At 51.8% G+C, this 23,455-nt stretch carries 22 protein-coding genes; 6 read left to right on the top strand and 16 right to left on the bottom strand.

The genetic code is table 11. The features are described 5' to 3' along the window. Nucleotides 1–151: 151 nt before the first annotated feature. From AC8GE9_RS12595 to AC8GE9_RS12585, 3 genes are all read left to right on the top strand, one after another. The gene (locus tag AC8GE9_RS12595; RefSeq protein ID WP_506677490.1) at nt 152–1,246 is read left to right on the top strand and encodes an ABC transporter substrate-binding protein; all 1,095 of its coding nucleotides are present in this window, start codon (nt 152–154) and stop codon (nt 1,244–1,246) included. 74 nt (nt 1,247–1,320) lie between these two features. Next, nucleotides 1,321–3,099 (top strand): ABC transporter permease, encoded by a 1,779-nt coding sequence (locus AC8GE9_RS12590; RefSeq protein ID WP_506677489.1) that lies wholly within the window; start codon nt 1,321–1,323, stop codon nt 3,097–3,099. Between the two features lie 26 nt (nt 3,100–3,125). Next, on the top strand, nt 3,126–4,199 hold the full coding sequence (locus AC8GE9_RS12585; RefSeq protein ID WP_506677488.1) for an ABC transporter ATP-binding protein: 1,074 nt from the start codon (nt 3,126–3,128) through the stop codon (nt 4,197–4,199). 104 nt (nt 4,200–4,303) lie between these two features. Here the strand turns inward: AC8GE9_RS12585 and AC8GE9_RS12580 are convergent, their stop codons facing one another. The 5 genes from AC8GE9_RS12580 to AC8GE9_RS12560 all read right to left on the bottom strand — a co-directional run bounded on the left by AC8GE9_RS12580 (nt 4,304) and on the right by AC8GE9_RS12560 (nt 10,874). Further along, the gene (locus tag AC8GE9_RS12580) at nt 4,304–5,794 is read right to left on the bottom strand and encodes an MmgE/PrpD family protein (protein ID WP_506677487.1); all 1,491 of its coding nucleotides are present in this window, start codon (nt 5,792–5,794) and stop codon (nt 4,304–4,306) included. Nucleotides 5,795–5,812: 18 nt separating this feature from the next. Further along, nucleotides 5,813–7,324: an FAD-dependent tricarballylate dehydrogenase TcuA gene (tcuA, locus tag AC8GE9_RS12575; RefSeq protein ID WP_506677486.1), complete on the bottom strand. Its 1,512-nt coding sequence runs from the start codon at nt 7,322–7,324 to the stop codon at nt 5,813–5,815. Nucleotides 7,325–7,461: 137 nt separating this feature from the next. Continuing rightward, a complete protein-coding gene (locus AC8GE9_RS12570; protein WP_506677485.1) occupies nt 7,462–8,850 on the bottom strand; it encodes an MFS transporter in 1,389 nt (462 codons plus the stop codon). Then, nucleotides 8,847–10,223 (bottom strand): bifunctional UDP-N-acetylglucosamine diphosphorylase/glucosamine-1-phosphate N-acetyltransferase GlmU, encoded by a 1,377-nt coding sequence (gene glmU, locus AC8GE9_RS12565; RefSeq protein ID WP_506677484.1) that lies wholly within the window; start codon nt 10,221–10,223, stop codon nt 8,847–8,849. Before glmU ends, AC8GE9_RS12570 begins: the two co-directional genes overlap by 4 nt. Nucleotides 10,224–10,280: 57 nt before the next feature. Next, nucleotides 10,281–10,874: a PhaM family polyhydroxyalkanoate granule multifunctional regulatory protein gene (locus AC8GE9_RS12560; protein ID WP_506677483.1), complete on the bottom strand. Its 594-nt coding sequence runs from the start codon at nt 10,872–10,874 to the stop codon at nt 10,281–10,283. A 129-nt stretch (nt 10,875–11,003) separates the two neighbouring features. Between AC8GE9_RS12560 and AC8GE9_RS12555 the strand changes: the two genes are divergently transcribed. After that, complete coding sequence (locus tag AC8GE9_RS12555) at nt 11,004–11,243, top strand: DUF3717 domain-containing protein (protein ID WP_506677482.1); 240 nt, start codon at nt 11,004–11,006, stop codon at nt 11,241–11,243. Here the strand turns inward: AC8GE9_RS12555 and AC8GE9_RS12550 are convergent. The 5 genes from AC8GE9_RS12550 to AC8GE9_RS12530 form a co-directional block, all read right to left on the bottom strand. Further along, the gene (locus AC8GE9_RS12550; RefSeq protein WP_506677481.1) at nt 11,240–11,812 is read right to left on the bottom strand and encodes an SCO family protein; all 573 of its coding nucleotides are present in this window, start codon (nt 11,810–11,812) and stop codon (nt 11,240–11,242) included. The two genes, AC8GE9_RS12555 and AC8GE9_RS12550, sit on opposite strands and share 4 nt — an antisense overlap. Beyond that, nucleotides 11,813–12,709: a heme o synthase gene (gene cyoE / locus AC8GE9_RS12545; protein ID WP_506677480.1), complete on the bottom strand. Its 897-nt coding sequence runs from the start codon at nt 12,707–12,709 to the stop codon at nt 11,813–11,815. A gap of 90 nt (nt 12,710–12,799) precedes the next feature. After that, entirely contained in the window at nt 12,800–13,825 is a 1,026-nt protein-coding gene (locus tag AC8GE9_RS12540; protein ID WP_506677479.1) for a COX15/CtaA family protein, read from the bottom strand. Then, nucleotides 13,826–14,404 (bottom strand): SCO family protein, encoded by a 579-nt coding sequence (locus AC8GE9_RS12535; protein ID WP_506677807.1) that lies wholly within the window; start codon nt 14,402–14,404, stop codon nt 13,826–13,828. It abuts the gene before it with no gap. 175 nt (nt 14,405–14,579) lie between these two features. Next, a complete protein-coding gene (locus AC8GE9_RS12530; RefSeq protein WP_506677478.1) occupies nt 14,580–15,374 on the bottom strand; it encodes an SURF1 family protein in 795 nt (264 codons plus the stop codon). Nucleotides 15,375–15,409: 35 nt separating this feature from the next. Between AC8GE9_RS12530 and AC8GE9_RS12525 the strand changes: the two genes are divergently transcribed. Continuing rightward, nucleotides 15,410–15,613 (top strand): twin transmembrane helix small protein, encoded by a 204-nt coding sequence (locus AC8GE9_RS12525; protein ID WP_506677477.1) that lies wholly within the window; start codon nt 15,410–15,412, stop codon nt 15,611–15,613. 84 nt (nt 15,614–15,697) lie between these two features. On the opposite strand, the gene AC8GE9_RS12520 is transcribed toward AC8GE9_RS12525, so the two are convergent. The 5 genes from AC8GE9_RS12520 to coxB all read right to left on the bottom strand — a co-directional run bounded on the left by AC8GE9_RS12520 (nt 15,698) and on the right by coxB (nt 19,866). Beyond that, nucleotides 15,698–16,573: a cytochrome c oxidase subunit 3 gene (locus tag AC8GE9_RS12520; RefSeq protein WP_506677476.1), complete on the bottom strand. Its 876-nt coding sequence runs from the start codon at nt 16,571–16,573 to the stop codon at nt 15,698–15,700. 33 nt (nt 16,574–16,606) lie between these two features. Then, on the bottom strand, nt 16,607–16,831 hold the full coding sequence (locus tag AC8GE9_RS12515) for a DUF2970 domain-containing protein (RefSeq protein WP_506677475.1): 225 nt from the start codon (nt 16,829–16,831) through the stop codon (nt 16,607–16,609). 21 nt (nt 16,832–16,852) lie between these two features. Continuing rightward, nucleotides 16,853–16,969 carry a hypothetical protein gene (locus AC8GE9_RS12510; RefSeq protein ID WP_028817143.1) on the bottom strand — a complete coding sequence of 39 codons (117 nt, stop codon included), beginning with the start codon at nt 16,967–16,969 and terminating at the stop codon, nt 16,853–16,855. Nucleotides 16,970–16,977: 8 nt separating this feature from the next. After that, nucleotides 16,978–18,606 carry a cytochrome c oxidase subunit I gene (gene ctaD, locus AC8GE9_RS12505; RefSeq protein ID WP_506677474.1) on the bottom strand — a complete coding sequence of 543 codons (1,629 nt, stop codon included), beginning with the start codon at nt 18,604–18,606 and terminating at the stop codon, nt 16,978–16,980. A gap of 105 nt (nt 18,607–18,711) precedes the next feature. After that, on the bottom strand, nt 18,712–19,866 hold the full coding sequence (gene coxB / locus AC8GE9_RS12500) for a cytochrome c oxidase subunit II (RefSeq protein WP_506677473.1): 1,155 nt from the start codon (nt 19,864–19,866) through the stop codon (nt 18,712–18,714). A 220-nt stretch (nt 19,867–20,086) separates the two neighbouring features. Between coxB and AC8GE9_RS12495 the strand changes: the two genes are divergently transcribed. Further along, on the top strand, nt 20,087–20,932 hold the full coding sequence (locus AC8GE9_RS12495; RefSeq protein ID WP_506677472.1) for an NUDIX hydrolase: 846 nt from the start codon (nt 20,087–20,089) through the stop codon (nt 20,930–20,932). On the opposite strand, the gene AC8GE9_RS12490 is transcribed toward AC8GE9_RS12495, so the two are convergent. Further along, entirely contained in the window at nt 20,898–23,426 is a 2,529-nt protein-coding gene (locus AC8GE9_RS12490) for a cation:proton antiporter (RefSeq protein ID WP_506677471.1), read from the bottom strand. The genes AC8GE9_RS12495 and AC8GE9_RS12490 overlap by 35 nt on opposite strands. Nucleotides 23,427–23,455: the final 29 nt, after the last annotated feature.

Raw genomic sequence — 23,455 nt, 5'->3', positions numbered from 1 at the left:
TATTCGCAAAGATGCTCCTGTTTGTAAAGAGAAGGGTTTATAAAAATCCTATGCGTCTCAGCAACGTATTACGCTATGCTTTACAAAATCATATAACAACTAAAACTGGTACGCAGCTTAACCAGGCTAATTGACTTCTGGAGACAACGAAATGACAAGCCACTATTGCCCCGATCCTGAAAAGAGCTCAGGTAACCAAACTCTTAAGTCACGGTTTAGAAGATTGGCGTTAAGTCTCTGTGGCGCACTATTACTCTTACCCGTCACTTCCATGGCGCAGTCGAACGACTGGCCCGCCATTGAAGCCGCCGCGCGCAAAGAGGGCAAGGTGATGCTATATCACAACCTGAATCCCGCCGGTGCAGAGCGCTTGGCAAACGAATTTCGTAAAGCTCATCCCGCGATCAAAATAGAGATGACCCGTTTAGGCAGCGCCCCACTGATTCAGCGTTTCAGCACGGAGTTTTCCTCTGGAAGAAATATCGCTGATGTGTTGATCACTTTTCCTGATCAACGTATTTTTGATGGAATGAAAGCTGGCTGGATGGCTAAATGGGCGCCTCCCGAACTCAAATTCTTTCCTCCCGCGGTCAATTACGAAGGCAAGGATATGTTGTTCAACGTCCAAACTGCGCGCGAGGCAATTATTTGGAATAAGCAGCGTGTCAAACCGGCAGACGCCCCAAAAGAATGGGTAGACTTATTTGATCCCAAATGGAAGGACAAGATTGGAATGAATCCACCTTGGCGTTCCGTTTCAATTCAAGGCATCGTTGCGTATTGGGAAAAGATCGGCCTCGGAGATACCGCTGCAAAGCTTAAAGCAAATAATGTGCGCTTCTTCGAAGGCTCTGGTGGCATTCTCCAGGCAGTCATCCGAGGCGATGTGCACGTAGCCGAAATCACCGACTTACCCGTCAACGTCGCGCTTGCGGATGGTGCGCCCATTGGTATCGTTTATCCAAAGTCAGGCACAACACTCTCGCTGGGATACATGTTTGTTGCCGAAAAAGCACCGAACATCAATGCAGGTAAAGTTCTCGCAAATTGGCTGATGAGTGATAAAGGTCAACGCTATCTCCAAGACTTTGCGGGTTTACCTGTGACTCGCAACGGAGCGCCTCCGATGTCTCACCTCCCCGCCACCGCCTCCTTGCCAAACACCATCGATGGCCTTGAGCTCTTGCCAGCAGCAAAGCAAAAAGAAATCGTTGATCACTGGCGCACCACCTTCGGTATTCAATAAACGCTGCTTGTACAGGTTCTGCAAGTCCGCACCGCGGCTTGCAGGGCTGACGTCACCCTGCTCGGATGGTTGAAATGAATAATATGAATAGTGTGTCGGAGCCGATGGCACGCACGCCTGTGGTTCCGATATTTCGCAATGCCAGTATCTTTGACGGTGGACGAATACTTGGTGCCATTTACCTGATCACCTTTATGGTTGTCGCGTTACTTGTCGCCATTCCTTTGGGCGCATTAATTTATGGCAGTTTGCGCAACGCGGCTCCAGGGCTTGCAGGACACTGGACGCTTGATAATTGGATCGCTCTTTTTTCTAGCGGTGTCATCGGAACTTTTTACACTACATTATTTATCGGCCTCGCGTCAGCAATCATCGCTTCAATCATTGGTACGGCGATTGCCATTGTCGTGCATCGCACAGACTTTCGGGGGGGCACGATCGTTACAGCATTAGTGAGCCTTAGTTTTTTTCTTCCCTCTTTTATTCTTGCAATGGCGTGGATCATTATTGGTTCGCCAGGAGGCCTGATTAACGGGGTCCTCGAAAGCATCGGGATTGTCAGTCTAAAGGTTGACGCCTATACAAAATCTGGCATGATTTTCGTGACCGTCCTTCATCAGATTCCTTTTGTCTATTTGATGATGCGCGGACCGATTTTAGGAATCGACGCTACCTTTGAAGAGGCGGCAAGAGCCGCTGGTGCCACGCCTTTTAATGTTTTGCGAAGAATCACTCTTCCTCTGTTGAGTTTCTCCATCACCTCAAGCCTTGTCTTGACCTTTATTCTCTCCATCGAGCAGTTTGCAATTCCGGCCTTGATGGGTATCCCTGGCCGCATTACCGTGTTGGCCACCCAGCTGTACTTGCTGGTCAGCTTTCCACCACCCGACTATGGTCTGGCCGCGGCCATCGGCCTGACGCTGAGTGCGTTGACTGGCTTTGCCATCTGGCTGCAACGACGCATCGCACGCGGTAGCCGACTCACAGTCACCACCGGAAAAGCGGGTCGACTCACGCTCATCTCTCTGGGCAAATGGAAGTGGGCTGCCAATACCTTATGCTGGGGCTATATCCTCTTTGCCTTGATTCTGCCTGTGATTATCCTCGCGTACGTGTCGGTACTGAAATACTTCAGCGCTAACCCTTTCGAAGGGGCGTATACGCTGCGCAATTACGTCTTTCTGTTCGAATCAAGCTCCACGCTTCGTTCCTTTTGGAATACCTTGATTGTTTCAGGCCTTGGCGCAATGATCGGTGTCGGTTTGGCATCGTTCGTGAGCTATTTCACGCTACGCCACCGCCCGCCAGGATATCGCGCCCTTGACTTCATCGCCAGTCTGCCTTTTGGTGTACCTGGCGTCGTCATCGGTCTGGGTTTGTTGTGGGCCTATGCGTATCTGCCCTTGCCGATCTACGGCACGCTTTCCATACTAATCATTTCTTTCATTACACGCTTTTTGTCTTACGCAACCGAAACAGTTGGCGGACGGATGGTACAGATCGACAAGAGCCTTGAGGAGGCTGCGTGGACCTCAGGCGCGACACGACTGCAGGGCATCAAGAAAATCCTGGTGCCACTTGCCATGCCTTCGCTTCAGGGTGCTTACTTTCTCTTATTTATGGCGTTTTTCCGAGAAATAGCCTCAGCTGTTCTACTTTACACAGCCTCGACAAGCGTATTGTCCACGTCTATTTGGTCCTTCTTTGAACAAGCAAACTGGGGGCTCGCCAGCTCACTCTCGCTGGTAGGAATGATCGTGGTTTTCCTCTCCATGTATCTGCTCATGTTACTGACCAAACGCCGACCCTCGCTCAAGCTTCTCGAACGCAACAAGACACCTAAAGCAACATAACACCTCATCGCTAGGAAAGATTCATTATGGGAATTCGGGTTAGTAATCTCATCAAGGCATTCGATAAAACAACGATTGTTCATGGCATTTCGTTCGACGTCGCAGATGGCGAGTTCGTGACCTTGCTTGGCCCAAGTGGCTGCGGTAAGACAACCACGCTGCGCTGCATCGCAGGTCTAGAGCGGACCAATGGTGGCATCATTGAAATCGACGGTCAAGTCGTGTCGCAGCCAGAAAAGGATATTTTTGCTCCACCCCATGAACGCAATCTTGGGATGGTTTTTCAGTCTTACGCTATTTGGCCGCATATGTCGGTCGCTGAAAATATCGCTTTCCCCCTGGTCGCGCGTGGTGGTTCAGAAGCAGAGACAAAACAAGCGGTCATATGGGCACTCGATATTGTTGGCCTCACGGGCATGGGCGATCGTCAGCCCTCAGAGCTCTCTGGTGGCCAGCAGCAGCGCGTTGCCCTTGCACGGGCGATTGTGGGAAAGCCCAAAGTTCTTTTGTTTGACGAACCCCTCTCTAATTTAGATGCACGCCTACGCGATCGTACGCGAGCCGAGATCAGCAGAATTCAAAAGGAGCTGGCCATCCCCGCGGTTTATGTGACGCACGATCAGGCCGAGGCGCTTTCCATGTCGGACCGGATCATCGTCATGGATAGTGGTCATATCATCGAAGAGGGCGAACCGCGTAAACTTTATCGGCGACCTAACAAACGATTTACTGCTGAATTTATTGGCGCTGCGAACTTTCTCACAGTGACATACAAAGGTCAACACTGGTTTGCACCTGATGGCTCGGCGCTCACGCTTGAGGAGTCCGTCACCGGTCAAGAGGGGGAAGAACGGATCGCCGTCTTGCGCTCGGAGCACCTCGATATCCAGTTGCCTGATGGAACTGCCTCACGTGGCCACGTCAACGCCTTACGTGGAACGATCGATCATGTGCAATATATGGGTCCACATATTGAATATGCCATCAGCGTGCATGGCGTGCCAATGAACGTGACACATCAGACTGAATTCGGAACAGGCACTGACATCATGGTGACGTTCGGACCGGCAGATATCCATCTGCTTCCCCGACAGCAATAAAACACTGACGGGGGGAACTCGAGCAGAAGCTTGCGATCGGGTTTAACCCTCTCAGGAGATCTCTACTAGGTGCATCGCTAAGAGGTGCATCTCTGCAAAGTGCTTTAGGGCACCCATGAGGTCTCTTGCAACACGTTGGGGTGACCTTTTTCTCCAGCGGTATCGATATCACCCTTTGCGGGCGCACCCTGACCAGGCAATGCTCTCTTGAGCATCAGACGCGCTACCGCTCGAATATCTGGCGCTTTTTCAAGCGTTTCGAGCCGCTCAAACAGGGGAGGAATATCTGCACGTGGCATACCACCCGTTTCTGCGCAGTCGTTAAACTTTTCCCATATTTCTTCATTTGTCATTGGGTAAGAAATACCACGACCCACAAGATTACTAATTTTACGCATCAGGACCTGACCGTCTTGCATCGTGATGCTCACCTCGGCCCCAAACTGTTCTGGCGAGTCGTCTGCCATATCTGGATGTGGCGCGGCCGTCGTTTTAGCCATAATCTCGCGCACTTTTTTATCGAAATGTGCCTCGCCCTCAAAATCACCCAGACGTACCGCTCCAGACACAAGCGCACGAGACACGGCGTACTGCACAGAAAACTTCGCCTCGAGCGGAGTCATTGGGTTCGGGTTATATGTGTGAGGAAGTCTTCTCTTGTGCACCAGAATCTCAACGCTCTTAATCTTTTCAAGATCAATCGTATGTTCTTTGCGTAACTGAAGCATCATGGTGATGGCGGGATGGGTGCTGCCGCAGCAGGGAAACTGCTTCAAGCCCATCTCGGTGCTCAGCACCTCAAGAGGATTCGCCCAATCCTCAAACATCAGTTCTGCATTGTAATTACCAGTGCCGTTAAACACATTCAAAAAACCCTGCTTGTGCTCAAAGGTTTCAGGATTTGCGTCGTAACCAGACTCGGCAAGCAAAACTGCCAAGAGGCCGTTACGCCCTGTTTGTCCGACATGCAGTGGTTTGACCATCGTCCCAAAGTTCGATTTCAGTCCGGAAGAGAATGACGCCGCGATCGCAAGCGCCACCGACATTTTTTCCTCGCTCAGTCCGATGAGGTGACCGCACGCAGCGACCGCACCAAAGATCCCAAGCGTGGCTGTTGGATGCCAACCTAGGTCATAGTGGTAAAAATTCACGGCGCGTGCAATTCGAATTTCAGTTTCAATCCCGACCACGTAAGACTGGATCAACTGCAACCCAGACTTTCCACGCTCTTCGGCTAACGCAAACAACGGTGCGACCAGGGGTGCAGACTGATGCCCCCCCATCGGCTGGCTAAAGTCATCGTAGTCATGTGCATGGGAGCCCACACCATTGATGAACGCAGCATCCAGTGCCGACGTCTTTTTGTCAGTACCAAATACTGTCGATTGACCAGGTGCAGTGGCAATGCCAGGCGTCTTGAGCAGGTTTGCGACGCACGGCTCCCCAACACCCGCAAGCGTCACACCAAGCGTGTCAATAATGGCTGCACGGGACAGACTGATTGCCTGCTCGTTGATCAGACCGGTATCAAAATTACAAATTAAGGCAGCCAGCCGATTGATTAACGTCAGGCCTTGCTCAGACTTTCCCATCATGAATCCCCTTTTGCACCCTTAGGCTGCTTTTACTTTTACCTGACTGCTGCTCAAGGAAGCCGCCATTCGACCCGCAATTCGACCAAAGGTCGCGCCGGAAACGAGTCCCGTTCCAGCAGGATAGTTATCATAAAAAAGGCCGCCGATCATTTCACCACAAGCGTAGAGACCCGTTATTGGACGCCAGTCTGTGCCGATCACGCGCGTTTGTTCATCGACACGTAGCCCACCAAAAGTAAAGGTGATACCACCTGTTGCGCTATAGGCATAAAACGGACCTTTTTCCAGCTTGGTTGCCCAATTGGTTTTCTCTAAAGCTAAACCACTGGTCGACAGCCCATCCTTTTGTGAGGGATCGAAGCCCTCAGAAGCATGTTTAGCTGCAGCGTTGTATTCGAGCACCGTCTTCAGTGCTTGCTTCTTGTCATCAATGTCAAGCTGCTCAATCAGTCCCTCGATGGTGTCTGAGGTGATTGGATCACTCGTTGAATATCTTGGCTCAAGCAGATGGACGACTTGGGAGTCAAACAACTGATATGCCTTGGCGCCGGGTTCGGCCAGAATAGCGCGACCATACTTCGCATACGTAAACATAGCGCCATCGGCACCTTCGTCTACAAAACGGCGACCCGTTCGATTAATCATGACGCCGTACAAGTAACTCAAACGGTTACTTTTATCGGTCATCTCCCTTGGTGCAAAATTACCCCAGTCCGCGGAGATCGGCGTGGCATGACAGCCACTCCACTGCCCCCACGGCATCGCACCAAGACCCATCGCCATACGGAGTCCATCGCCCTGATTATGCGGTGTGCCACGAACCTTTGCTGCACCGACCAAGGGTCCAATGTGCTGCGTACGCATCTGCACGTTTGCCTCAAAGCCACCACAACCTAGCACGACTGCTTTTGCGTGCAGCTCAGAGATGCCACTTTCCTCTCGCACTCTCACACCATCAACCGCACCCTGTGCGTTTTGAAGAAGGCCGACGACTGCGGCACCATAACGAACTTCAATGCCCATACGCTCGCAGGTCGCAAACCAGCTGCGCGAAAGTCCAACACCTTCATGCTCAGCACGCACAACTAAACCACGCGCCCAAACAATACGATTACCCTTTCGAACACCCGTCAACGTGATGGACGGCTCCATTGGGATCTTACCGACCGTACTCATCCAGAAAACGGTGTCCTTGGAATTATTAACTAGAAGTCGCGACAACTCTGGATCGGTCTGCCCAGAGGTTACGCGCATCAGATCCCCGTGGAAATCGTCTTTGGTGTATGGCTGAATGCCTGAATAAAAATCTTCGTATTCTTCCTCAACGCCTGGTAGTAGAGGACCAATTTCCCGGGGATCATCAAAAGCGAAACGTAACACACCACCGCTCCAGTGCGTGTTGCCGCCGCGCATTTCACGAGGTGCTTTTTCCAGCACTAGAACGCGCTGGGCACCGTTTTCTTTTGCAGATACGGCTGAGGCAAGAGCGGCGTTTCCTGCGCCAACTACGATCACGTCATATTCACTCATTATTTGTCTCCACGCATGTTAATGGCTGGCCTGACCTCTGCCAACGCCGAATATATTCGTTGATATGCATACAACTGTATTTTATTGTATAAATACACGGGAGTAAAGTGGGTGTAACGCGGGTGTAAAGCGCGCTTTTAAATCCCCAATTTACTGTTGGGTACCGAGTAATGACGAACGATATTCACTGTCACAGCGACCAGCGAAAAGAAAATCGCGACTAAGAGCCCAAGCATCGGCCCCCAAATTAAACCCAAGCTAAAGACTAACGACACAACCGCCGCACCAAAGCTTTGGCTAAAGACCCTTGTTGTCGCCTGCAAACCGCCCAGTGCGCCCGCTCTATGACGTGGAGCAGAACCAATCAACACACGATTATTGGGTGTCTGAAAAAATCCAAACCCCACCCCTGAAATGAGCATCGCGGTGAATAACCACCCATCCGCAATCGATACAGGCATCAAGACCACGCATAGCAAACCAAATGCCATCGTTCCCGCACCCAAACCACTTAGCAAGGCCACCGAATAACGATCAGACAAACGGCCAGCAATCAATGCAATGACCCCAGCGCCAGCAGGCCAACCTGCCATTAACAATCCTACGGACAATTGCGAGCGCTCAAGCGTAATTTGCAAATAAAAGGGTAACGACACCAAGGTCGCCATCTGACCCGCAAAGGTGCTGGCCGATGCCGCAAGTGCATAACGCAACGCAGGGATCCGAAACAAATCTACCGGTACCAGCGGTGCCGCTTGCTTGCTCGAACGACGGACTAAGGCCGTTCCAATTAGAATGGAAATCGCAATCAGTGCGATGCCGTGCCAAGTCGCTTCAAGCAAATAATCGATGCCAAGAATAAACAAACCAATTGTGGTCATGCTCAGCATGGCCGCTTGCCAATCAAAGCGCGACTGGATTGGTGCAACATCAGGCAAGTAGCGAACGCCTAACAAGGTCAGTAGCCCCATCGGCACACTAAAGAAAAAGATCCAATGCCATGTCGCCAGTGACAAAATAAATGACCCGATGGTAGGTCCCAGTACGGAGGACACTGCAACAGTCAACGCATTGAGTCCAATGCCGCGACCGATCAAATGAGGTGGATAAATATGACGCACGAGTGCGCCAAATAAACACATGATCGCGGAGCCACCGAGCCCTTGAAAAATTCGACTGATCAGCAAAGCAGGTAAATTCGGTGCGAGCGCACTCGCAAGTGCCGCCAAAATAAAGGTCACCAACCCGTAGTAAAACAAGCGCTTAAAACCGATCCGCTCACCAATCGCTGCCATCGGCAACAAGGTCATTGCAACAGTGAGGCTGTAGGCATTGACCACCCACACAATATTCGAGGCAGATTCGTTGAGACTCTCTGCAATAGAAGGCAAGCCCACATTAATCATGGTGGCATCCAACACCGCCAACATGAGTCCGAGTGCTAGCGCCAACGCTGCCAGGGCACGCCTTCTAGGCGGCAAACCCTCAATGGCCTCGCCTGGCTTGTCTACTTTGACTTCGCTCATGCTTTGACTTTTTTAACGGGGCGCTTCCAACCCTCAATCGAGGTCTGCTTCGTGCGCGTCACCGTCAGCTGATGTGCGGGTGCATCACGCGTCAGCGTCGTGCCCGCCCCAACCGTTGCACCACGCCCCACTCGAACAGGCGCCACCAATTGGGTATCAGAACCAATAAAAGCGTCGTCTTCAATCGTAGTGCGATGCTTATTGGCCCCATCGTAATTACACGTAATGGTTCCCGCACCAATATTGACCCGTTCACCCACATCCGCATCACCAATATAGGCCAAATGATTGGCTTTGCTTTCTTTACCAATCACGGAGTTTTTAATTTCCACAAAGTTACCGACATGCGTTTGGTCTGACAATACTGCACCGGGTCGCAAGCGCGCGTAGGGACCAATCTGTGCCTCCGCCCCGACCTGCGTCTGATCTAAATGACTAAAGGCTTCGATGCGCGTGCGCGCGCCGAGGGTCACATTCCGAAGTACGCAATGCGGGCCAATCCTTACTCCCTCTCCCAAGGTCACGATCCCTTCAAATACACAGCCCACATCAATGAATACATCTGGTCCACACGTCAGCGTCCCACGGACATCCATGCGCGCGGGATCGGCCAAGGTCACACCTGCCTCAAGCTGACGTCTCGCCAACTCCATTTGCCAGAGTCGCTCGAGCTGCGCTTGTTGGGCGCGACTATTGACACCCAGCGTTTCAAACGCAGCCGCAGGGTGCGCGACATTGACAGACAAGCCATCCGCAACCGCCATGCCAATAATATCTGTCAGGTAGTACTCGCCTTGCGCGTTTTGATTGGTCAGCCGAGAAAGCCATGCTTTAAGCATACGTGTCGGCGCCGCCACAATTCCCGTATTGACCTCATTGATTGCTCTCTGTTCTGCATTCGCATCTTTGTGCTCAACGATGGCAAAAACCTGCCCCTGCGCATCACGCACAATGCGACCATAGCCTGTTGGATCCGTGAGGATTTCCGTCAAAACGGCCAAGCCTTCTCCGCGCGCAGTCAACAGAGCCCGCAAGGTTTCTGGCTGGACCAGTGGCACATCGCCATAAAGAACGATGGTCACATCGTGATCGCCATCCTCCTTCAGAAGTGGGACGGCTTGTAATACAGCATGTCCCGTCCCCAGTTGGGGCTGCTGCAAGGCAAACTGCAATCCAGGATGTTCCGCATATGCTTTCTGCACTTGTTCTGCGCCATGCCCCACAACGACAGCGATCCCTTGGGCACAAAGCGACTCGGCTGCATCCAATACGTGCGACAACATTGCACGACCAGCAATCGGGTGAAGCACTTTAGGAAGGTTGGACTGCATGCGCTTGCCTTGACCGGCTGCGAGAATCACGATGTTGAGCATATTTTTATATTTGATGCGAATGCGGTATCAATGAATCGAAATATCAAAATGGGTTCTTTATTTCTTTGCTGGAGAACGGGTCACAGTTTTTTTTGTATTGCTGCGTGGGCGAGCCGCCGTTTTGGCCCCTAGCGCGGCAGGCATACTTGCTGTCGTAGCCGCAGCTAGCTGACCAAACTGTTGCGTCAGCATATTCCACCACGCTTGCGCACCCTCGGTATTCGAAACGTCAGGTGTCTTTAATTTTGCTGCGGGTGGAATCTGAGGCTCTGGTGTGGAGGTCTGCGCTGGCGCCGTGGACGGGACATGCTGCCAGCTCGACTGAGCGTTGTCGCGATTGGCAGACATAAACTGCTGCAAGGTCGTGATGGTTGCGAGTTGGACTTCCATTCCTTGGATCGTGCTGCTCAACATCGATAAGTTCAGCTTGAGCCAACTCTCAACGGACTTGAGTTCATTAATTTTCTTTTCAAGCTCGGCTGGATCAAGTGTCGCTTGCATCGCAAGCCCTTTAGCCAATCCATTCGTCCCTGACAATGCGCTAAAAGTCTGACGCATCATTTCAAGACTGGCGAACAACGGATTAGACCCCATCTCCCCAGTCTGACCCAGACCAGGCAGCACAAAAGGATTGTTTGGATTCGTTGTCATCAGGAGCCCATTACGAGGGAGAACCCTGACATATTACTCGCATCCTGACACATCGGGCGGACTCGGCGCAGTCGTATTAATTTTAGGTTTTTTTTAGAAGTCCAATCGATATTCTGGGACAATACAAGGATGCAACGTTTCATCTCCCTCCCCGAAATAGAAGCCGCCATCAACTTTTGGCGACAACGCAGTCCTTCTGTAGGTGAAGAGCTGCGGCTATGCCAAGAGGCTTCGAGCCTCGCGACGCCCTACGCCTTGATGATTATCGAGAGACGGTCTCAACTCGAGGTCTCGCAGCTCTCTGAAAAAGCCCAAACCGCACTGCTCGGCTGGCAAGCATCCCTCTCTGAACAGTCAAAAAAGACTTAGCGCAAGAGCAGCTCGATGTCATGCGCCACCGCCGCTGCGCCGACCGTGCTGCTTAACATAACGCGCGCGTCACCTTTTTTATCCAGCAAGTAAAACGACGAGCTGTGATCCATCGAGTAAGACCCTTTGGGGCCAGCGGATTTAGCGTAATAGGCTTTAAATGACCCCGCTGCAGCCTTGATCTGTTCGGGGGATCCTGTTAACCCAAGAAATCGTGGGTCAAAACCGGAGATGTAGGCGCGCAAGACATCCGTCGTATCCCGCTCGGGATCCACAGAAATCATCAATACCTGAACCTGTGAGGCACGATCGCCCAACAGCTTCATCACCTGGGTCAGCTCAGCCAAAGCCGTTGGACAAACGTCAGGACACTGCGCAAAACCAAAAAACACCAAGGTGACTTTGCCTTGGAAATTGGTGGGCGTGTAGGTCTTACCATCCATGCCGACCAACGTCCAGTTCTGACCAAGTTTGGTTCCTGCGATATCGCTGCCTTTAAATTTGACCCCAGCGCCATCACTGCACGCCGTGAGCAACCACAAGCACAAGGCAAATAGAGTGGCTCTCATTTAGCGCGCAACCACGATGAGCCAATGATCGACCAGCAAGGCAGCAAACAACAGGGAAAGATACAAAATCGAAAACCGAAAGAGCTTACGCGACAGCTCATCGCTATATTGACGATAGAGTTTCCATGCATACCAAACAAACACTGCGCCGAGCACCATGGCACATAAAAAATAAAGCCAGCCGCTCATCCCGATAACAAAAGGCAAAGCCGTCGTCGCCATCAATGCAATGCTATAGAGCAAAATATGCAGTCGCGTAAACTGCTGACCATGCGTCACGGGCAACATGGGTAGACCGGAGTTTTCGTAATCGCGCGTCCTGTATAACGCGAGCGCCCAAAAGTGCGGAGGCGTCCAGATAAAAATAATCAACACGAGCAACCAGGCTTCGGCAGGTACAGCATCCGCGACGGCCGCCCAGCCTAGCGCGGGAGGCATTGCGCCCGACAAACCACCGATCACAATGTTCTGCGGCGTACGCGGCTTGAGAATGACGGTGTAAATGACGGCATACCCGACAAACGTCGCAAAGGTCAGCCACATCGTAAGTGGATTGACCCAGCGATACAGCACAAACATCCCGATCCCGCCTAGTGCACCCGAAAAAAGTATTACCTGCGCAGACGAAATCGACCCCGTCGCCGTCGCGCGGCGAGCGGTGCGCAACATACGTGCATCAACCCGCTGCTCAATCAGACAATTGACTGCAAAAGCTGCAGCCGCCAACAACCAGATACCAAGGGTGCCGGCGATGACCTTTTGCATATCAGGCAATGTGGGTGTAGCCAGAAACATGCCGATCACAGCGCAAAACACAGCAAGCTGCGTCACGCGCGGTTTCGTCAGCACGAGATACTGTCGTAAAAGACTCGGGGATGTAGCAGTCAAACTAGACATGATGACTATTTAATTAAAACGTACACCATTGTAATGGCAAGCTCGCCTGAGCGGCGGGCATCAGTGGACCCCAATCGCTTGCGTCCTCAACTAAACCTGATGTGCCGAAGAGGCCCTGGCGGTATGACCAAGGCGAAACAGCAGTGTCACTGTCGCCAAGACCAACCCTGCCGCACCACCGTTATGTAAAACAGCAATCAACAAGGGCCATTGGAAGAAAATCGTTGTCAGTCCGGTAAACAACTGCGCGACCAGCAAAGCCAAAACAAGGTGTGCTGGACCCCTGAGGCCGGGATCCGACATGAGCCTCCAGCTCAACAGACCCATAAACGCAAAAATCACAAAAGCAAAGTTACGGTGTACCCAATGAATGCCCGTCAGTGCCGTTTGCGAAATCATTTCACCACCGGGCATTTCTCCCAAGCCACGTACAAGGGAAAATCCACTCTCTAGATCCATGGGCGGATACCAGCTGCCATTACATTTAGGGAAGTCCATACAAGCTAATGCTGCGTAGTTAGTACTCACCCAACCACCAAGGGCAATCTGCACGAACAATAACGCAAGACCCAAAGCAACCCAGCGCTTATAGCGCAGCGATATTGGCTTGACGGCTGGGTACGGACGCTCACGCGCTGCCAGCCAGGTCATCAGCGCCAAGAGCGCCATGCCTCCCAAGAGGTGCACTGTCACAATCAGGGGCATGAGCTTCATCGTCACAGTCCATGCACCGAACGCACCCTGCAAACACACCGCAGCCAAGGTAAAAATAGCCAGCTTTGGAGAGTATTCAAATTTTTCTCGGTGACGCCAAGCCATCCAAGAAATCATAATAATCAGAAAACCCAGCAACGCACCCACATAGCGATGGATCATTTCAATCCACGCCTTCGGCAAGGTCACGGGACCGTCAGGCATGACTTGCACCGCCTGCCTGATGGACTCAATCGCACCAATCGGCGTCACACTGCCATAACAGCCGGGCCAGTCTGGACATCCTAGACCTGAGTCAGTCAAGCGCACAAACGCGCCAAACATGATGAGGTCCAGTGTCAAAAACCATGTCAAAAAAACGAGCTTTCGATATCGGCTTCTGGGTACTGCGACCTGCTTCATTTACCCAATCCTCGAGTTCTGGATGAGCTTACGAATATCCTTACGGAACATTTCTGGATCCGCTACAGCAGGGTATTGCAACATCAAATTACCCAAGGGATCGATCACCCATATCGGTGTCGAGAGGCCTTGACGGGCCTGCTCCGGAGTGACCAATCCTGGCGTGCCACCCAACAAGAATTGTTGGAGTACGGCTGGGTTCACGCGAACCATGACTGCGCCCTTGTAGGCCTCGAGCACTTTTTCCGGAACGGGTGCGTCATCGGTGATAAACCAGACGCGTGCCAGACGCTCGACATGCTTGCCTTGACTCGCATGGGTATTTCTTATGATGTAGAGCTTTCGCGCACATGCGTCAGGACACGCGGCGCCATCGGCAGCCATCATGATCCACTTACCCTTAAGAGAACTTAAATCAAAGGGCTTGCCATCCAGCGTCGTTAAGGGCAAATCCTTTGCGGTCGGCATGGGCCGCTGAGGTTGCACAAGCTCGCCATAAGCCGCGCTCCCTTCTGGCCGCAATTCCGGATTGAAATAAACAAGAAGAGCTGCAATCACTGGCGCTAAGCTCATCAGCATGATGATAATGAGAGGCGTCTTGGAACGAAGCTTCTTTTGTTCAGCCCCCTGTTGGATGCCTGTTTTTATGTTGGTGGACGATTCAGTCACAGCAATTCCATCTTTCAGTCATCTTCGGTTATTTAGGTAGCACTTTACAGCGAATCCTGAGGAGGCCAAGAATATCAGCACAAGATTACGGTGATTGCTGACGCCTTAGACGCCTCCAAACCACCACCAAAAATGCGATGAGCACAATGCCCGCAAAGCCAAACCACTGCATTGCATAGCCCACGTTTTTATCTGCGTCAACCGAAGGCTCTGGCCAAATTCGCTTTAAACCATCCGAGTCCCCGCCTCTGGTCTGCATCAGTACCGTCGGCAAAAACTTAATCCCCGTTATCTGCGCGTATGTTGCTAAATCGAGATTTTGCAATCGAGGCAGCAGCTTAGGGTCTACTTCGCTCGATTGCGGCTGAATGGTCCCTGTCCACCCTTTCGGTAGATTCACTGCGGCATTTGCTTCACTCGTCCAGAGCTCAAAAAGTCTAGGCACCCGAACAGCCAGCTCACCCTCGATTTTAACGGGCAAGTTTGTCGTTGGGATATTCGTGACTGGGCGATTTGCAAGAGGTCTTTCAAACCATCCTCTCAACACAAGGACTGCCGTATCCTTATCCAACATCAACGGCATCGCTAGCCATAGGCCAGGCCTGCCCTCAAGATTTCGATTTTCGAGCAAAACGCTCCATTCGCTGCGCCAGCGACCTTCTGCTTGAGCGGGTCTCCAAGCGCGTAATTCAGAATCGGCGATTTCAGGCACTAAGCTAACGGGAGGCGCACGCCTGCCCGCCTCGAGAGTAGCGGCCACCTCTCGGCGTTGCTCCGCACGCTCAAGCTGCCATCGGCCCAGCATGACACAGACCACGGCCACTACCCCTAGAAGTATTAAGGCCAACCAGGTCAGTCTATTAGAGGTAGCATGCTTCATGTCTGCGATAATCTCGACTTTCAATGAGGGCTGTCATGCGTTATTTAGTGATTCTGGCATTTGTTGGCATTTTAGGCAGCTTAGGCTCTGCGCTGTTCTATCTCATGCGCGACAAAGGAACATCAAATAAAACCGTCAATGCCTTGACCGTCCGCATTGGACTTTCCGTTGCACTTTTTCTTTTCCTGTTATTTTCCCATTGGATGGGCTGGATTGAAACAACAGGCTTCAAACGCTAAGACCCTTCATTAAAAAAATCGGGCCAGCTTCATGCTGGCCCTTTTTTTACTAAGCGACATCTTTCATGCCGCGAAAGGAATGCCTTAGAACCAATACACGAAGATGTACAGTCCAAGCCAGACAACGTCAACAAAGTGCCAGTACCATGCCGCACCTTCAAACCCAAAATGGCTATCAGCCGTAAAGTGTCCCTTGAGCATGCGGAGCAGAATCACAGTCAACATGGTGGCGCCGAGCAACACGTGAAATCCATGAAAGCCCGTTAGCATGTAAAACAGTGAGCCGTAAGCACCTGAATCAAAGCGCAAATTCAAGTCGGAGTAAGCGTGAATGTACTCAAAAGCTTGACAACCCACAAAGACAAAGCCAAGTACGATGGTTGCAAACAACCAAAACATTGACTTGCCACGATGATTTTCACGCAAAGCGTGGTGAGAAATCGTCAGCGTGACACCTGAGGATAACAACAACGCCGTATTGATCGTCGGCAACCAGAAAGGGCCCATGGTTTCGAACGCCTCAACCACGCCAGCAGGTCCGAGATTTGGCCAGACTGCATTAAACTCTGGCCACAATAATTGCTTATGATCCAAGTCCCCAAGCCATGGCATCGTGACAACACGCGTATACCAAAGCGCGCCAAAAAATGCCGCAAAGAACATGACTTCAGAGAAAATAAACCAGCTCATGCTCCAGCGATAAGAGGCATCGATGCGCTTGCTATTTAAGCCAGCTTCAGACTCTCTGATTGCATCGCCAAACCATTTGTAGAGCACCACGAACAGACTAAGCAAACCAGCAAAAACAGCCCATTTGCCAGCTTCTACACCATTGACCCAAGCCGAAGCGCCCAACATAACGACCAGCAAAGAAATGCTGGCGCTAACAGGGTGAGACGAATCAGCTGGCACGTAATAATAAGGTGCCTCTTTAACGTGAGCAGAGTGGGATGCACTCATATTGTTCTCCAGACTACAAATAATCAAATTTTTCTAGCTGAGACTTGCGACGGCCAATTGGACAATCAACACAAGACTCACCACAAATATCACTCCAAACAACAATCCAGCCACAATGAGATGTACTGGGTTGAGCTTGGCGATATCTTCTTCATACCCCTTGCCTTTTCTGACTCCGAACATCGCCCATGAAATGGCCTTGAGCGTCTGTAGAAAGTTCAGCTTGCGCTGTGATAACTCTTTTAGATCCTGACTCACGTGTCTACCGCCTCACCTGATTCAGGAAAAGTAATGCGTATAAAACTGTCTGCCAATGGTCCATCCAAACATCACAAGCACAAGCACCAGAAAAATGAGTCCGGCCCGCTTATTCTTGCGACGTTGTTCTGGGGTCATCAAAAATCCTATTTGACCTGTGGTGGGGTCTCAAACGTATGGAACGGAGCAGGTGAAGGAACCGTCCACTCGAGTCCCTCAGCGCCTTCCCATGGCTTGGCCGGTGCGCGCTCACCCTTACCCGCATAGGCTTTCAAGATGATGTAGAGGAACAGCAGCTGTGAAAAGCCGAACCAAAATGCGCCAAGGGTAGCAATCTGGTGGAAGTCTGTGAACTGCGCAGCATAATCCGCATAGCGACGCGGCATCCCTGCGAGACCCATAAAGTGCATCGGGAAGAAGGTGATGTTGAACGAAATCATGCTCATCCAGAAATGCCACTTACCCAGGCGCTCGTCATACATGTAGCCCGACCATTTAGGTAACCAGTAATACGTGCCCGCAAATAAGGCGAACAAGGATCCTGCCACCAACACATAATGGAAGTGGGCCACCACGTAATACGTGTCATGCACCTGAATATCGATCGGCGCCATAGACAAGATCAAACCCGTAAAGCCACCAATCGTAAACACAAAGATAAAGCCAATCGCAAACAACATGGGCGTTTCGAACGTCATGGAACCGCGCCACATCGTGGCCACCCAGTTAAATACTTTGACACCCGTTGGGATCGAAATCAACATCGTGGCATACATGAAGTACAACTGCGCCGTCACAGGCATGCCCGTGGCAAACATGTGGTGCGCCCAAACGATGAACGACAAGATGGCGATCGAAGCTGTGGCATACACCATTGAGGCATAGCCAAACAGTTGCTTGCGAGCAAAAGCAGGAATAATGGCAGAGACAATGCCGAAGGCCGGCAGAATCATGATGTACACCTCGGGGTGACCGAAGAACCAGAAAATGTGCTGGTACAGCACTGGATCACCACCCACTGCCGCATTAAAGAAACCCGTGCCGAAATGACGATCAGTCAGCACCATGGTGATCGCAGCCGCCAAAACAGGCATCACGGCGATCAGCAGGTACGCGGTAATCAACCATGTCCAGCAAAACAAAGGCATCTTCATCAATGTCATGCCAGGCGCGCGCATGTTCAGAATCGTGACGACAATGTTGATTGCGCCCATGATCGATGAAGCACCCATGAGGTGGATCGCAAAAATTGCGAGATCCATGCCTGGCCCCATCTGGGCAGTCAGTGGCGCGTATAGCGTCCATCCCGCAGCCGTTGCCCCGCCAGGCACAAAGAAGGAAGCCGTCAAGAGAGTCGCCGCAACCGGCAACAACCAGAAACTAAAGTTGTTCATGCGTGCGAACGCCATGTCGGAGGCGCCAATTTGCAGAGGCACCATCCAGTTGGCAAAGCCTACAAAAGCCGGCATGATCGCGCCGAACACCATAATCAGGCCATGCATCGTCGTGAACTGGTTAAAAAGCTCCGGACGGAAGAACTGCAGGCCAGGTTCGAAAAGCTCCGTGCGCAGAAGCAGCGCTAACGTACCGCCCTCAAGCAGCATGACGAAAGAAAAAATCAAATACATCGTCCCGATGTCTTTGTGGTTGGTCGCGAACAACCAACGACGCCACCCATGCAACGAAGGACCATGATGATGGTCATGGTCGTGCGCATGATCGTGGTCATGACCGTGGCCGTGGCCACCAATCTGATCTGCTGGAATGCTACTCATGGCGAACTCCTATCCTGCTTAAGCCACCCTCTCTTTATAGGAGAGAGCAGCGATCTATACGAATTGATCTCTTAGACTGAACCAGTACTACCCACAACATGCAACCTAGCGTGCCGCCTTGACATTGGCAGGCGAAACAACAGGGTCTTTACCCTTGCCTGCATTCGTCCAAGAAGCACGTGTGTACGTAATCACTGCTGCAATTTCAACATCACTAAGTTGTGCAAAAGAGGCCATCGCCGTACCAGGCTTGCCTTTCAACAAAATGTCGATGTTGGCGGCCTTGGGGCCCATGACGACCACGCTTGCATCCAAGGCTGGGAAAGCGCCCACGACACCTTTACCGCTACCTTGGTGACAAGCCACGCAGTTAGAGGCATAGACCTTTTCGCCACGCGAAATCAGCTCAGGTGCCGTCCACTCTTTTTTAGGATCATCCGCTGCGGCAAGCAACAGTTTTTTCTGCTCAGCCGACCATTTTGCGTAATCTTCCTCGGAAACAACCTTCACGACGATTGGCATGAAAGCATGGTCTTTCCCGCACAGCTCGGTACACTGACCACGGTATTCACCAACTTTATCGGCACGGAACCAGGTGTTGCGCACAAAGCCGGGAATCGCATCCTGTTTGACAGCCAGATCCGGCACCATCCAGGAGTGGATCACGTCTGCGGCCGTTACAGCCACACGAATCTTTTTACCGACAGGCACCACAAGCGGGTTATCCACTTCCATCAGGTAAAAGGGGCCTTTAGGCTCTTTGTTTTCAATCTGCGCACGAGGCGTGGCCAGATTAGAGAGGATCTTAACCCCCGCAGCAGGACCGTCGATGTACTCATAGCCCCACTTCCACTGGTAGCCCGTGACCTTCACGGTCAAGTCCGCACCACTCGTGTCCTTCATCTCCACAACGGTTCGGGTCGCAGGCAAAGCCATGGCGATCACAATAATGAAAGGCACGACTGTCCAGGCAACTTCAATGCCCATGTGTTCATGAAATGTCGCGGGCTTGAAGCCGCGGGATTTACGGTGCGCCCAGATCGAGTAAAACATGACGCCGAATACTGCAACGAAGATCACCAAACAGACAATCAACATAAACCAGTGCAGCCAAACCACATCACGCGCGATCTGGCTCACTCCCTCGGGGAGATTGAGCTGATTGACGCGCGGTCCGCCGGGCATGTCTTGTACCTGCGCACTTGCACTGCCAAAGAAAAACATGGCACAGGCACCCAGTAACCCTCTCAACTTCTTCATGCTGACCTCTAAAACACAACGCACGTAGGTGGATTAAAACGGTACTAGGCAGTGCCTAATATGTAAGACCACCTTGCGCAGAATTATTGTATGGCTAACTATGGACAATATTTACCGCCAAGGATTAGCACGTATCGCAAAGAAACATTTTTGATTGTAGCGCAGGCTCGACTTGAATGCTGCACTACAATCCCTTTTCATCATCAGGCATATGCTCAACATGCAAAAGTCAGCCTTTTTCCCCAACCGAAATAGCCTCAAAACTCTTTTGAATGTTTTTATAGAGCGCGCTACCCAAGAGCCCATCGCGGGCTCTCTCCTCTTAGTGATCGGGGGCCAACGCTGTGGCTGGCTTTTTCCGGGTGCGGCACAGGCTCTCTCGAACGTTAAATCCGTGAGACTCACTGCAACTGCAGCCTATTTTGGGGAAAAACTACCGCCGGGTGCCCCGCTTGACGACTGTCTTGCCGAAATCGCCTTTGCCCTAAAAACCGCAGGCTGCACACCCGGCTGGCGCAACGAGTTGCTGGACGTCTGGTCTCTGGTAAACGAACAGGACAACACCCCCGGTAACCGGGTCGGTGCTATTGAGCGTGGCGTAATGCGTCCACTCGGGCTCACAACCCGCGCGGTGCACCTCAGCGGTTGGTCTACAGACAACCGGCTCTGGGTTGCCCGAAGGTCTCTGACCAAGGCCACAGACCCTGGGATGTGGGATACGCTTGTTGGCGGACTTGTCGGCAATCTCGAGGACCCCGACTTCGCGCTCGTCCGCGAGTCTGACGAAGAAGCCGGTCTAGATGCGCCCGACATTGTGGCGCGCACGCCCCTAAGAACCATCGCACATATGCGGCGTCAACTGCCCGAAGGTTTTCAAACCGAGGCCGTACTCACCTGCGAATGTGTTCTGGCCGATCATGTCACCCCAAAAAACCGCGACGGCGAGGTGATGGAAATCCAACTCCTCGAGATAGAGACTCTCTCTCAAATGCTAAAAGAAGACGCTTTTACCCTTGAGGCATCGATTGTGATTACTGAGGATCTATGGCGTCGGTCGGCGGACTAGTCGTGTGATGGGCGCGCCAAACTTCGAGTGCGCGCATGCGCTGCTTGGCCACCAACTCAATCGCGGCCTTAATGGCAGGGTCCTGCCTGAGCAACTCATCAAAGTCTCTCGCAGGCAAACATAGCACCTTGGTGTAGCCTAATGAGCGCACCTCAAAATCTTCTGGCACGTCATGATCCAGTAGGTACATTTCCCCGAAAAACTCTCCCGAACCCAACTCAACGTGCGTACCATCCGGCAATAAAATCGTTACGGCGCCGGAGGCGACGATATACAGACCAAAAGGAGGGGCTTTTTTTCCCCAAATCAGCTGATCAGGTAAAAACAGGCGAGGCTTTAGCATACGGCTGACTGCGCGCTGCGCCTCCTCGGATAAACCCATCAACAAAGGCACACGCGCAACAAGCTCCGCCGAGCCCATTTCTATATCAAGAGACGCATCTTTATCAAGAAACGCCCAGCGCTTTGTCACTTGTTGCGACAGACTTTCAAAGACCTCGCCGCTAATAAGCGATTGGTCAAACATCTCGCCATAACGCTCGCGCTCAAGGCGGCGCGCGATGCGCCCCAAATAGTGCTCTTGCATCCACAGCGAATAAGTTGGGTACTGAAGCTCCAACGCATGCAGTGCTTCACAAATCATGGACAGGCGCTGAGTATGCAACGCAGTGATTTTTTCACAGGCCTCTGGACCTAGAATTTCAGGCAGTTTTTTTGCAATAAAGTCCAACAGCTGTTGGGAAATGGAGCGCATGCACATCAAGGCGACAAAACGCTGACTTAATTCGTACGCCAACCAGCGTTGCACACCAAATATTTCATAAATACGCATCGCCTGCCGAAAGCGGCGGGGATAACGCATTGATCGTGCGGTACTCAATTCAAACCCCCGCACGCCCCTTAAGCGAACGGACTCCTCTAGACGCTCTGCTCGACCCAGTAATCGCTCCGCCATGTTGCGATCAATAATCTGATGCTTCAGCACATCAAAATACCGTTCGTACTCTTGTCTTGCCAGAATCGTGAGACCAAGATCAACACGTTCTTTAATCGAAAAATGCTCGATATGCAGCTCACTGCCTTCTTCGATGTTTTTGTTAAAGGCCGTATAAACATGATCACGCGCTGCGCCAGAGACATGCTCGGCTCGGGCAATTTCATCGGTCTCTTGTTGAATCATCGCTGTCGCGACCATGACAGCTTGATTCCTTAATGCGCGCTCTTTTTTGGTCAGTAAATTCAGGCCCAACATCTTAATCAAAGGCTGTAAGGTCAACCCGTTAATAAAGAGGGTTGCCAACACAAAGCCTGTGACCGTAATCGCGATAAATTCTCGCGCCTCCGCTGGTAAGCTTGTACGTTCGGTGACGGCCAGCGCAAGCGCGAGAGACAATGCGCCGCGCAGTCCGCCCCACCACAGCACCACTCTAAATCTCGTGCCAATGCGCGCACCGATGCCTGAAAAAGAGAGGATGGGCACAAGACCAAACACAACGATCGCGCGCGCCAAAAGTGTCGCGCCAAACACGAGGAAAACATAAAAAAAATGTATCCATGTCGCATTCTGCATGACCTTGGGGATTAGCATCGCCGCAAACAAAAAGATCAGCGAATTCGCCCAAAAGCCGAACTGATGCCAAGACTGTGAGAGGGTCACGAACGTGGTTGGTGCCATTCTCGTGCGGCCGGTCGAACCCACCACCAAGCCTGCCACCACTGTCGCAACGACACCAGAAACATGAAAATAATGTTCAGAAACAAAATAGGATAAATAGGCGACAGAGATCGTCAAAGAAATCTCTGCGGCGGGCCAGCCCCGCAACAGAGGGAACGATAAACAGGCTAGTCGCGCCAGCACGAATCCCGTCAGACCCCCGCCAATAAAGAGATAAAAGAAGTTTTGTGAGAGTGCGCCAAAGCTCAGCTCTGCTGTATGAGACAAGACACCCATCAGCGCTGCGTACAACGCGATGGCCGCTGCATCGTTCAACAAACTTTCGCCTTCGACCAGCGTGTTGAGTCTCGCAGGCGCACCAACCTCTTTGAAAATCCCGATCACTGCGGCAGGGTCTGTCATGGCGACAATCGAACCCAGTAACAAACAAACCACCAGGCTAAATCCGGAGATGCTGGATAAAACCACACCAACCAATACCGTGCTGATGAGTACTGCCACCACAGCCATCATTAAAATGGGCCCTAAGTCATCCAGCAATCTGCGCACATTCATCGCGAGTGCTGCTTCAAAGAGCAAGATCGGTAAAAATACAACCAGAAATGTTTCTGACGATATTTCAAAAGCACTCAGAATCTTCAGAAACTCGCCCAGTAGGGGCGGCGCCCATTGGTGTTCATGGGACACATAACCCAACAAACAGCCTGCGATCGCTAGAAAAACCGAATATGGGAGCTTGACGCGCCCGGCAAGTGGCGGCATGAAACACACGAGCGCCAAAAGGCCCGTGAGTCCGAACACAAAGGAGTTGATGTCCATACCCATTGATTCCGAATGCTTGGCAGGCA

The organism is Zwartia lucis (assembly GCF_965234455.1).
GTDB lineage: Bacteria > Pseudomonadota > Gammaproteobacteria > Burkholderiales > Burkholderiaceae_B > Zwartia > Zwartia lucis.
This window is presented reverse-complemented; position numbering and strand designations above follow the sequence as displayed.

Excerpts from the sequence above, each read along its gene's own strand:
- AC8GE9_RS12510 (WP_028817143.1), bottom strand. The coding sequence starts at position 16,969 with ATGACCCCAGAACAACGTCGCAAGAATAAGCGGGCCGGACTCATTTTT.
- AC8GE9_RS12495 (WP_506677472.1), top strand. The coding sequence starts at position 20,087 with ATGCAAAAGTCAGCCTTTTTCCCCAACCGAAATAGCCTCAAAACTCTT.
- AC8GE9_RS12540 (WP_506677479.1), bottom strand. The coding sequence starts at position 13,825 with ATGAAGCAGGTCGCAGTACCCAGAAGCCGATATCGAAAGCTCGTTTTT.
- AC8GE9_RS12520 (WP_506677476.1), bottom strand. The coding sequence starts at position 16,573 with ATGAGTGCATCCCACTCTGCTCACGTTAAAGAGGCACCTTATTATTAC.
- AC8GE9_RS12560 (WP_506677483.1), bottom strand. The coding sequence starts at position 10,874 with ATGACAACGAATCCAAACAATCCTTTTGTGCTGCCTGGTCTGGGTCAG.
- AC8GE9_RS12490 (WP_506677471.1), bottom strand. The coding sequence starts at position 23,426 with ATGGACATCAACTCCTTTGTGTTCGGACTCACGGGCCTTTTGGCGCTC.
- ctaD (WP_506677474.1), bottom strand. The coding sequence starts at position 18,606 with ATGAGTAGCATTCCAGCAGATCAGATTGGTGGCCACGGCCACGGTCAT.
- cyoE (WP_506677480.1), bottom strand. The coding sequence starts at position 12,709 with ATGTCTAGTTTGACTGCTACATCCCCGAGTCTTTTACGACAGTATCTC.
- AC8GE9_RS12525 (WP_506677477.1), top strand. The coding sequence starts at position 15,410 with ATGCGTTATTTAGTGATTCTGGCATTTGTTGGCATTTTAGGCAGCTTA.
- AC8GE9_RS12570 (WP_506677485.1), bottom strand. The coding sequence starts at position 8,850 with ATGAGCGAAGTCAAAGTAGACAAGCCAGGCGAGGCCATTGAGGGTTTG.
- tcuA (WP_506677486.1), bottom strand. The coding sequence starts at position 7,324 with ATGAGTGAATATGACGTGATCGTAGTTGGCGCAGGAAACGCCGCTCTT.
- AC8GE9_RS12535 (WP_506677807.1), bottom strand. The coding sequence starts at position 14,404 with ATGCTGATGAGCTTAGCGCCAGTGATTGCAGCTCTTCTTGTTTATTTC.
- AC8GE9_RS12530 (WP_506677478.1), bottom strand. The coding sequence starts at position 15,374 with ATGAAGCATGCTACCTCTAATAGACTGACCTGGTTGGCCTTAATACTT.
- AC8GE9_RS12580 (WP_506677487.1), bottom strand. The coding sequence starts at position 5,794 with ATGATGGGAAAGTCTGAGCAAGGCCTGACGTTAATCAATCGGCTGGCT.
- AC8GE9_RS12585 (WP_506677488.1), top strand. The coding sequence starts at position 3,126 with ATGGGAATTCGGGTTAGTAATCTCATCAAGGCATTCGATAAAACAACG.
- AC8GE9_RS12550 (WP_506677481.1), bottom strand. The coding sequence starts at position 11,812 with ATGAGAGCCACTCTATTTGCCTTGTGCTTGTGGTTGCTCACGGCGTGC.
- AC8GE9_RS12595 (WP_506677490.1), top strand. The coding sequence starts at position 152 with ATGACAAGCCACTATTGCCCCGATCCTGAAAAGAGCTCAGGTAACCAA.
- AC8GE9_RS12555 (WP_506677482.1), top strand. The coding sequence starts at position 11,004 with ATGCAACGTTTCATCTCCCTCCCCGAAATAGAAGCCGCCATCAACTTT.
- glmU (WP_506677484.1), bottom strand. The coding sequence starts at position 10,223 with ATGCTCAACATCGTGATTCTCGCAGCCGGTCAAGGCAAGCGCATGCAG.
- AC8GE9_RS12590 (WP_506677489.1), top strand. The coding sequence starts at position 1,321 with ATGAATAATATGAATAGTGTGTCGGAGCCGATGGCACGCACGCCTGTG.
- coxB (WP_506677473.1), bottom strand. The coding sequence starts at position 19,866 with ATGAAGAAGTTGAGAGGGTTACTGGGTGCCTGTGCCATGTTTTTCTTT.